13 protein-coding genes are annotated in these 9,306 nt (G+C 36.8%); all 13 read left to right on the plus strand.

Going from position 1 to position 9,306, the window contains the following annotated elements; genetic code table 11:
- The coding region (locus B2G86_RS12640) for a phage portal family protein (RefSeq protein WP_142242939.1) at positions 1–785 on the plus strand (785 nt) is incomplete at its 5' end.
- Positions 766–1,302, plus strand: coding sequence for an HK97 family phage prohead protease (locus tag B2G86_RS12645; RefSeq protein ID WP_036853148.1), 537 nt, complete (start codon positions 766–768; stop codon positions 1,300–1,302). The genes B2G86_RS12640 and B2G86_RS12645, both read left to right, overlap by 20 nt.
- A complete protein-coding gene (locus B2G86_RS12650; protein ID WP_078358547.1) occupies positions 1,295–2,476 on the plus strand; it encodes a phage major capsid protein in 1,182 nt (393 codons plus the stop codon). Before B2G86_RS12645 ends, B2G86_RS12650 begins: the two co-directional genes overlap by 8 nt.
- Before the next feature lie 20 nt (positions 2,477–2,496).
- On the plus strand, positions 2,497–2,760 hold the full coding sequence (locus B2G86_RS12655; RefSeq protein WP_078358548.1) for a hypothetical protein: 264 nt from the start codon (positions 2,497–2,499) through the stop codon (positions 2,758–2,760).
- Positions 2,760–3,074 carry a hypothetical protein gene (locus B2G86_RS12660; protein WP_078358549.1) on the plus strand — a complete coding sequence of 105 codons (315 nt, stop codon included), beginning with the start codon at positions 2,760–2,762 and terminating at the stop codon, positions 3,072–3,074. The genes B2G86_RS12655 and B2G86_RS12660 overlap by 1 nt, the downstream gene beginning before the upstream one ends.
- The gene (locus B2G86_RS13535; protein WP_078358550.1) at positions 3,064–3,402 is read left to right on the plus strand and encodes a hypothetical protein; all 339 of its coding nucleotides are present in this window, start codon (positions 3,064–3,066) and stop codon (positions 3,400–3,402) included. The genes B2G86_RS12660 and B2G86_RS13535 overlap by 11 nt, the downstream gene beginning before the upstream one ends.
- Positions 3,393–3,758: a hypothetical protein gene (locus B2G86_RS12670; protein WP_078358551.1), complete on the plus strand. Its 366-nt coding sequence runs from the start codon at positions 3,393–3,395 to the stop codon at positions 3,756–3,758. The genes B2G86_RS13535 and B2G86_RS12670 overlap by 10 nt, the downstream gene beginning before the upstream one ends.
- A 12-nt stretch (positions 3,759–3,770) precedes the next feature.
- Complete coding sequence (locus tag B2G86_RS12675; protein WP_078358552.1) at positions 3,771–4,676, plus strand: phage tail tube protein; 906 nt, start codon at positions 3,771–3,773, stop codon at positions 4,674–4,676.
- A 1-nt stretch (position 4,677) separates the two neighbouring features.
- Positions 4,678–5,298, plus strand: coding sequence for a hypothetical protein (locus B2G86_RS12680; RefSeq protein ID WP_078358553.1), 621 nt, complete (start codon positions 4,678–4,680; stop codon positions 5,296–5,298).
- Positions 5,299–5,317: 19 nt separating this feature from the next.
- The gene (locus tag B2G86_RS12685; protein ID WP_078358554.1) at positions 5,318–5,593 is read left to right on the plus strand and encodes a hypothetical protein; all 276 of its coding nucleotides are present in this window, start codon (positions 5,318–5,320) and stop codon (positions 5,591–5,593) included.
- A gap of 19 nt (positions 5,594–5,612) precedes the next feature.
- Entirely contained in the window at positions 5,613–6,125 is a 513-nt protein-coding gene (locus B2G86_RS12690) for a hypothetical protein (protein ID WP_078358555.1), read from the plus strand.
- A complete protein-coding gene (locus B2G86_RS12695) occupies positions 6,125–8,875 on the plus strand; it encodes a tape measure protein (protein ID WP_078358556.1) in 2,751 nt (916 codons plus the stop codon). Before B2G86_RS12690 ends, B2G86_RS12695 begins: the two co-directional genes overlap by 1 nt.
- The coding region (locus tag B2G86_RS12700) for a phage distal tail protein domain-containing protein (protein WP_198931345.1) at positions 8,875–9,306 on the plus strand (432 nt) is incomplete at its 3' end. The genes B2G86_RS12695 and B2G86_RS12700, both read left to right, overlap by 1 nt.

A 9,306-nucleotide genomic window follows, 5' to 3' on the forward strand; every position in this document is an offset into this window, starting at 1 on the left:
AGATGTGTATAAGAGACAGGCTTACTAATGATGAAAAAGAATATAAACCTGAAGAATTAGTAAGGCTTTTCAGTCCTTTTTATATCAATGAAGACACAAGTATTTTAGATAATGCTCTAGCTAGTATTCAAACTAAGCTGGAACAAGGTAAATTGCGTGGCTTGTTGAAAATTAATGCCTTTCTTGATATTGATAATACACAAGAGTATCGAGAAAAAGCCTTAACAACAATAAAGAATATGCAAGAGGGTTCGAGTTACAACGGTTTGACGCCAGTTGATAACAAGACGGAAATTGTAGAACTTAAAAAAGATTACTCCGTTTTAAACAAAGATGAAATTGACCTTATTAAATCGGAACTTTTGACAGGTTACTTTATGAATGAAAATATTTTGCTTGGTACTGCTACGCAAGAACAACAGATTTATTTTTATAACTCTACTATCATTCCTTTACTGATTCAACTTGAAAAGGAACTGACTTATAAACTGATTTCAACAGGCCGCAGACGAATAAATAAGGATAATTTATATTATGAACGCATAATCGTAGATAACCAGCTATTCAAGTTTGCAACTTTGAAAGAATTAATTGACTTGTATCATGAAAATATTAACGCTCCTATTTTTACACAGAATCAACTTCTTGTTAAAATGGGCGAGCAACCAATCGAGGGTGGAGATATTTACATAACTAACCTTAATGCAGTTGCTGTTAAAAATCTAAGTGACCTACAAGGCAGTAGAAAGGACGTAACAAGCACAGATGAAACTAATAACCAATAGTGCTGAAATTAAAGTGACTGAAAACGAGGACGGTTCTAAGTCGTTCCAAGGTATTGGGTCAGAAGTTGGTGTAGAGAACCGTAATGGTATTATCTTGACTCCTAACTGTATTGAGTTTGCTAGAGAACGATATCCATTGCTATATGAACATGGTGCTGGATCTAGCGAAGTCATCGGGGACGCAAAAGTTTATTATGACTTAGCTTCTAATAAATATCTAACTGACTTTACGCTTTATGACAATGCACCAAACATTAACAAGGCTGTTGAAAATGGAGCGTTTGATTCACTATCAATTGCCTATTACATTACAGATTATGAGTTTAATGAAAATGATGCTCTAGTTGTAAATAAAGCACAGTTTAAAGAGATTTCTCTTGTTTCAGTACCAGCAGACCCTAACGCAAAATTTATTCAAAATGCATTGGGAGAAGAACTCACAGAAGAACGCAACAAAATTATTGAAAGCCGTAACGCTTTAAAAGAAATTGAGGATATTAAAAAGAAATATGAATAAACCTGATTTAATCGAAAAACAAAATCGCTTGGCAGAGCTTAAAGAAAATAACGTATCTTTAAAATCTCAAATTAGTGGCTTTGAAGTAAAAAACGCAATTGAAGACTTGCCAAAAGTACAAGAATTAGAAAAAACACTTTCAGAAAATTCAATTGAAATTATCAAAATTGAGAACGAACTTAACGCACAGGAAGAAAAACCAAAAGGAAAAGCTAAAATGACAAACTTTATTGAATCACAAAACGCTGTAACAGAATTTTTTGATGTATTGAAAAAGAACGCTGGTAAATCAGAAATCAAAAACGCTTGGAACGCAAAACTTGCTGAAAATGGTGTAACTATCACAGATACAACTTTCCAACTTCCACGTAAATTGGTTGAATCAATCAACACAGCTTTGCTAAATACTAACCCAGTATTCCAAGTCTTCCGTGTTACAAATGTCGGCGCTTTGCTCGTATCACGCTCTTTTGATTCATCAAATGAAGCACAAGTCCACAAAGACGGACAAACAAAAACAGAGCAGGCAGCCACACTCACTATTGATACTCTTGAACCTGTGATGGTTTATAAATTGCAATCACTTGCTGAACGTGTTAAACGTCTTCAAATGTCATATTCTGAACTTTACAACTTGATTGTAGCAGAACTTACACAAGCCATTGTAAACAAAATTGTTGACCTTGCACTTGTTGAGGGAGACGGAACAAACGGTTTTAAATCAATCGAAAAAGAAGCAGACGTCAAAAAAATCAAAAAGATTACTACAAAAGCACCAAAAACAGGTACAACACCATTTGCAGACGCTATTGAAGAAGCGGTTGACTTTGTTCGTCCTACTGCTGGACGTCGCTATTTGATTGTTAAAGCAGAAGACCGCAGAGCCTTGTTAGATGAGTTACGCCAAGCGACTGCTAACGCTAACGTTCGTATTAAAAATGATGACGCTGAAATTGCTTCAGAAGTTGGAGTAGATGAAATCATTGTTTATACAGGTACAAAGGCTGTTAAACCTACTGTATTAGTAGACCAAAAATATCACATTGATATGCAAGACCTTACTAAAGTTGATGCCTTTGAATGGAAAACTAATAGCAACATGATTTTGGTTGAAACACTAACAAGCGGACACGTTGAAACTCTTAACGCTGGTGCAGTAATTACAGTCTCATAAGAATAAAATGGAGGAAGTAAATGATAGATTATATTAAAGTCTATTGTGGTATTCCGATTTTAGTAACAGCTTATGATAGTAAACTTATCTTATTCCGTTCAATAGCTATTAAATTGCTAGAAAAAAATGGTATTAAAGCTGACGAAACAAGTGTATTAGTGAAAGAATTTATCTCTTGTTATTGTCGGCTTAATATTGTTGATGAACCAGCTGAACAATGGCGAAATGCTGAAATGAAACGTTTGGCTTCTTTGCAAGAGTTAATGTATTATGGAGGTATTTAATGATATTTTCACAAGTAACATTGCAAGTTGAAACGACTGTTAAGAAGAAGAACGGTGCAGAAGCTAATGTTATAAAGCCTATCGTTTTACCAGCAGTTAAACAGAGAATTAGTCAGTTAAGACTTGATGAGTTTTCTATGATTGGACTAGGTAAAAATATAAGATACGAGCTTAACGGAATCGGAGAAATGGAAGACTTAATTTTCAACTATTTCTTGGACGAAAAAGGCAATATTTTCAAGCGGACAACATGGGAAAGAAACCCTAAGAATAACAAGATTATTTTAGAGGGGGTAGTAAGCAATGGAATTTGATTCTTATATAGATTGGTATAACAATTTACTTACAATGCCTTTAAATGACGTTATTTTAGGCGTTAAGGACACGATACAAGACAAGACGGTATATTTGTCACTTAGTGACTCAAAGGTGCTTAAAATGGATAATACGAGCTTTGTCATGGGTTACTATTATCAAGTTGTTTTATCTGTTAAAGACGTTGATGATAAACTTGTTGGACTAGTCGGAGATGTTTTGCGAAACGGTTGGAATATGACGAACTGGTCAGAGAATAGCCATTTGTATAACTATACTGGCACTGTTTATTTGCCTTGTGGTGCAGGTGGTCAAGCATGGCAGTAAATTCACTTAATACATCAATCATAGCTAAAGAAATGCAAACTAAAGTAACAGAACGCATGGGCGATTGGTTTGAAGCAGAGTTTAAGGCTAAGGCAAATGCTGCAGCCCGAAGGACTAGACTAATCAGAAGCCACGGTCACACCTATACTTATGCTAGATATCAAAATACTGGTCAATTGGCAAGAAACTTAAAACAAGTTAAAAAAGGCGATAAAGTAGTAGTTAATGCAGGTACTAGAGCTAATTATACTAATGGTTATCATGGTATGTATTTCTTGGTTGAAAAAAAAGGTATACAAGACGTTAAAACAACATTGAAAAAAGGCGCTAATTATGCTAATTCAATGAAATTATAGAAAAGAGAAAAAATGAAATTAGATTATAATTCACGTGAGATTTTTTTTGGTAATGAAGCTCTAATCGTAGCTGATATGGCTAAGGGGAGTAACGGAAAACCAGAGTTCACTAACCATAAAATTGTAACTGGTTTAGTATCAGTTGGCGAAATGGAAGACCAAGCGGAAACTAATAGCTATCCAGCTGATGACGTACCAGACCATGGAGTTAAAAAAGGCGCTACCTTACTTCAAGGCGAAATGGTATTCATTCAAACAGACCAAGCGCTTAAAGAAGACATTTTAGGTCAACAAAGAACAGCAAATGGCTTGGGTTGGTCTCCTACTGGTAATTGGAAAACAAAATGTGTTCAGTACCTAATTAAAGGGCGCAAACGTGATAAAGTTACAGGAGAATTTATTGACGGTTATCGTGTAGTCGTTTATCCTAAATTGAAACCTACAGCAGAACCAACGAAAGAATCAGAAACAGATTCAGTAGACGGTGTCGACCCTATCCAATGGACGTTGGCAGTACAAGCTACTGAATCAGACATTTATTTGAATAATGGTAAAAATGTAGCTGCTATTGAGTACGAAATTTGGGGAGAACAAGCAAAAGACTTTGCTAAGAAAATGGAAAGTGGACTGTTCATCATGCAACCTGACACGGAACTTGCTGGCGAAGTTACATTAGTAGCTCCAACTCTTGCGAACGTTCAAACGAAAACTAAAGGGCATAATGACGGAACAATCGTAGTACCAAGCACTTTGAAAGACTCTAAAGGACAAGATGTAAGAGTAACATCAGTGATTAAAGACGCACAAGGAAAAGTAGAAACAAACAATGAACTTGCGCCCGGTGCCCATCTCGTAACGTTCTCCGCTGACGGATATCAAGATGTTACCTCAGGCGTTGCTGTAACTGACAAACCCTGAGGTGCCCGACGGGGCTAACCACGTAGCCTTAGCATATAGTGCAGACGGAAAAGATAGATTCACAACCACTTACCCTAACTTGAATTTATTAGACGGTACTAAACACTTTAGTGGTGATTGGAAGAATTCAATTGGTTGGACAGTTGACCCAACAACACATAAAGGCCTAACTGTTAAAAAACGAACTGAACCATGGGGCGGCATATCCAAAACATTTACAGCTCCGAAAGACGGTACTTATACTTTCTCAGCTTATGTTAAAAGTTCAGGAAATGATGCAAATGCAACTAGATTTGTTCTTGTAGATGATGAAGGTACTTCCATTGTTCCTGATAAGAAAATGGGTCACGACTTTGATTGGATGAGAGATAGTTTCTCTACACCATTAAAAGCTGGCCAAAAAGTTTCAGCAACATATGAAATGACTGGTTCAGGCTCAGATTCAATTTTATGGACTGCTGGTCATAAGTGGGAAGAAGGTTCAACTGCTACACCTTGGATGCCTTCAGCAAGTGAAGCAACAGTCGAAGATTATCCAAGCCACATCGGAACATATGCTGATAATAACTCCAACGAACAAAGCACAAACCCAGAAAAATATACTTGGAAAAAAATAGAATAAGTAAAGGAATATATATAAAATGGCAAAACAATTAAGTACAGCACGTAAATTTAAAATGATTACAGGGAAAGACCTTTTTCAGCAACAAAAAGCAATGGATACAGAACTTAAAAAAGAAGACGGAGAAATTACTGATGTAATGGAATTCGTTCAATATGGTCTATACTTGGCTCTTTTTCAAGATAACATTGTAAAAGCTAAAAGTGACTTTTCAGACTTTCGTTCTAGCTTTGAGTTCGATACTGCCGGTAAAGGACTTAAAGAACTAGTTGAACTGTGGCAGAAAGAAATTTAATAAGCTGAAAGGACTGTAAATGATTTTAAAACATGCAATTAGATACTTAGAGCTAACTGGTTCAGACTTTATTACAGATTTAAAAGACTTTGCAGACTTACAAAATTCTTTTGTCGCTGGATATATTCCTGATGACTTTACAGAGCAAATGGAGAGCTTTACAGACAAGTTATTGATACTTTGGGTAGATTGTAACGGAGGGCTGCAAAATGCCTTAGACGACAAAACAGAGCTTCCTACAACTAACGAGTTAATCAATATCTTCTGTAAAACTGTTTTTATTCAAGAAAAAGAGGAAACGGAAGACGAAATGGTCTTCTTTTCTTCTAGTTCATTGATTAAGAAAAAGAAAGATACTGCAAGGGAAAATAAAACTTTAGAACTTTTGACTATTTTAGGCAATAACGAAATTGATATAACACAGTTCATGGAAATGGAACTAGAACTTGTTTATAAAATAATTGAACTTATTGCAGAGAAGAAGAAAGAGGAAAAAGAAAAAGAGAAAAGGCGCAAGAGAAAGGGTATATAATGGCAAGTAATGCAACGTTTGAGGTCGAGATATACGGTAATACCACAAAGTTCGAGAACTCACTTAAAGGCGTTAATACCGCAATGTCAGGGCTTAGAGGAGAAGCTAAAAACTTACGTGAAGCTCTAAAACTTGACCCAACAAATACCGACAAAATGGCACAATTGCAGAAGAACTTACAAACGCAGTTGGGCTTATCACGTGACAAAGCAGCAAAATTAAAACAAGAACTTTCTACGGTTGACAAAGGTACGTCAGCAGGTCAAAAGAAATGGCTACAACTTACTAGAGATTTAGGGACAGCAGAAACACAAGCTAACAGGCTAGAGAGCGAAATAAAGCAAGTCGAGAGTGCTATTAGTTCAGGCTCTTGGGACATTGACGTTAAAATGGACACTAAAGGCGTTAATAGCGGAATTGACGGCATGAAGTCACGCTTTAGCAGTCTTAGAGAGATTGCTATTGGTGCATTCAGGCAAATTGGTGCAAGTGCTGTTAGTGCTGTTAGCAATGGCTTAAAAGGCTGGGTATCTGACGCAATGGACACCCAGACAGCCATGATTGCCTTAAAGAACACAATGAAGTTTAAAGGCAATGGGCAAGACTTTGATTATGTAAGTAAATCTATGCAGAAGCTCGCTAGAGATACAAACGCAAATAGTGAAGATACTCTAAAACTTTCAACAACGTTCATTGGTTTAGGAGATAGTGCAAAATCAGCAGTTGGTAAAACAGAAGCATTAGTAAAAGCTAACCAAGCATTTGGTGGTACTGGAGAAAACTTAAAAGGTGTCGCACAGGCTTATGGTCAGATGTCGGCAAGTGGTAAAGTCACAGCTGAAAATATTAATCAGTTGACTGACAATAATACCGCTCTTAGTGCTTCTTTGAAAGATACTGTTATGCAAATGAACCCACAATTAAAGCAGTATGCTTCATTCAATGAAGCTGTTTCAGCTGGTGCTGTCTCAATGGAGATGCTCGATAAAGCTATGCAAAAAGCAGCAAACGGTTCAAGCAGTGCTACAAAAACAATAAGGGACACTTGGTCTGGTTTTAATGAAGATTTATCGCAATCCTTACTTCCTACACTTGAAGCTTTAACGCCTGTTATCAATGCTTTAATTGATAAAATGGACGATTGGGGTAAAGGTGCTGGTAAAGCTATAGAAAATGTAGTCAAGTATTTCCAAGACTTGTTCAAACAGTTACAACAAAATGGTGCGATAACTCAATTTTCTGCTATATGGGATAATCTAAAAAGTGCATTCGGTTCGGTAATTGGAATTATTGGTAACCTTATAAAATCTTTTGCTGGAGTTGATGATTCTGCCGCAAAAAATAAAACTTCTGTTGAGAATGTGGCAGGAGTAATTGGTTCGCTTGCTTCTAAGTTTGCTGATATCACGAAAAGCATTGCTGACTTTGTTGGAAAAATTAGTGAAAGTAAAAGCGCAATGGATGCTGTAAAAGTAGCTTTAATTGCTTTAGCTGGTGCTTTCGTTGCTATGAAAGTTATCAACGGAATCATTAAGGCTTATGAGACATACAATAAGATTGTTGAAGCTGCTACAATTATACAAGGGGATTTCAATGCTATAATGGCTGTCAACCCATTTGTACTTCTTGGAATAGCAATCGCCGCTGTCGTTGCTGGTCTAATTTATTTCTTTACTCAAACAGAAACAGGGAAAAAGGCTTGGGCTAGTTTTGTGGACTTCTTGAAGAGTGCATGGGATAGCGTAGTTTCATTCTTTAGCGGTATCGGTCAATGGTTCGCTGATGTATGGAATGGAGCAGTTGACGGAGCAAAAGCTATTTGGCAAGGTTTAGTTGATTGGTTCATCGGTATTGTACAAGGTATTCAAAACGTTTGGAATGGAATAACAACATTCTTTAGCAATTTATGGACAACTGTTATTGGTGGCATTCAATCTGTATGGGGCGGAGTAACTGACTTTTTTAGTGGAATATTCGACGCAGTTAGTTCAGTAGTTTCTGCAGTATTTAGCGCTATTGGTGGCTTTGCTAGTTCAGCTTGGGATGTACTGGTTGGCGTATGGAACGCAGTAGCTGGCTTCTTTGGCGAAATATTTAATGCAGTAAGTAATGTTGTGTCTAATGTATTCAATGCAATTGGTAGCTTTGCTTCTAGCGCTTGGGGAGTTGTTCAGTCAATATGGAACGCTGTTTCAGGATTCTTTAGTGGTATATTCAATAGTGCTAAAGATATAGTTAGCGGAGTGTTTAGTGCCATTGGTGGTTTTGCTTCTAATGCTTGGTCAAAAATTTCAGGTGTCTTCAACGGAGTAGGTAATTTCTTTAGCGGAGTATTCAATGGTGCTAAAAATGCAGTAAGTGGAGTATTTAGTGCCTTTGGTGGTTTCGCTTCTAAAGCTTATGACGCAATAACAGGAGTATTTAATGGGCTTGGTAGCTTCTTTAGTGGGATATTCGGAGGAATCAAAGATACAATAGATAGCGTTCTAGGTGGTGTCACAGGTACGATTGAAAAAATATCAGGAGCTATTAACGGTATCGCTGGGAAACTTGGCGGAATGTTTAAAGGTTCTATGGTAGTAGGTTTGCCAGAATTTAACTTATCTTCTAGCGGTTACGGTTTAAGTACGAACAGCGTATCAAGCGATAATAGAACATATAATACATTTAATGTACAAGGTGGTGCTGGTCAAGATGTTTCTAACTTAGCACGAGCAATCAGACGAGAATTTGACCTAGGGAGGGCTTAATGGTAAGACAGTACAAAATACATACCAACTTAGACGGAATAGACGACAAAGTTTGGGATGTTACAAATGGAAAAGTTAGATTTTACCAGCCCTCTAATTTAGGGTTACAATCAACTAATAATATTTGGCAAAGTAACGGTATCGGAGTAATGGGGACTCGTTCAATTACCCAGCCACAAATAGAGTTCAAGTTAGAAACGTTTGGCGAAAGTTTAGAAGAAAACTATCGGTTAATGAAAGACTTCGTGAATGATATTCTTAGCAAAAAATTCGTTACACTTGAATATCAAACAGAGATTTTTCAGGTATATGCCGATTTAGCTTTAGCAGATGTCACAAAGACAGAGGGTTACGGTAAGAACGGAACTTTCAGCGAAAAGATAACTTTTGATATAATCACAAAGTGGTATACCTGTCTCTTATACACATCT

The sequence above is a fragment of the Mammaliicoccus fleurettii genome, assembly GCF_002018435.1.
In the GTDB taxonomy this organism is placed as follows: domain Bacteria; phylum Bacillota; class Bacilli; order Staphylococcales; family Staphylococcaceae; genus Mammaliicoccus; species Mammaliicoccus fleurettii.

What these genes read in the sequence shown, in the direction of transcription:
- B2G86_RS12685 (WP_078358554.1), top strand. Translation starts at nt 5,318, where the DNA reads ATGGCAAAACAATTAAGTACAGCACGTAAATTTAAAATGATTACAGGG.
- B2G86_RS12645 (WP_036853148.1), top strand. Translation starts at nt 766, where the DNA reads ATGAAACTAATAACCAATAGTGCTGAAATTAAAGTGACTGAAAACGAG.
- B2G86_RS12660 (WP_078358549.1), top strand. Translation starts at nt 2,760, where the DNA reads ATGATATTTTCACAAGTAACATTGCAAGTTGAAACGACTGTTAAGAAG.
- B2G86_RS12690 (WP_078358555.1), top strand. Translation starts at nt 5,613, where the DNA reads ATGATTTTAAAACATGCAATTAGATACTTAGAGCTAACTGGTTCAGAC.
- B2G86_RS13535 (WP_078358550.1), top strand. Translation starts at nt 3,064, where the DNA reads ATGGAATTTGATTCTTATATAGATTGGTATAACAATTTACTTACAATG.
- B2G86_RS12695 (WP_078358556.1), top strand. Translation starts at nt 6,125, where the DNA reads ATGGCAAGTAATGCAACGTTTGAGGTCGAGATATACGGTAATACCACA.
- B2G86_RS12650 (WP_078358547.1), top strand. Translation starts at nt 1,295, where the DNA reads ATGAATAAACCTGATTTAATCGAAAAACAAAATCGCTTGGCAGAGCTT.
- B2G86_RS12675 (WP_078358552.1), top strand. Translation starts at nt 3,771, where the DNA reads ATGAAATTAGATTATAATTCACGTGAGATTTTTTTTGGTAATGAAGCT.
- B2G86_RS12655 (WP_078358548.1), top strand. Translation starts at nt 2,497, where the DNA reads ATGATAGATTATATTAAAGTCTATTGTGGTATTCCGATTTTAGTAACA.
- B2G86_RS12670 (WP_078358551.1), top strand. Translation starts at nt 3,393, where the DNA reads ATGGCAGTAAATTCACTTAATACATCAATCATAGCTAAAGAAATGCAA.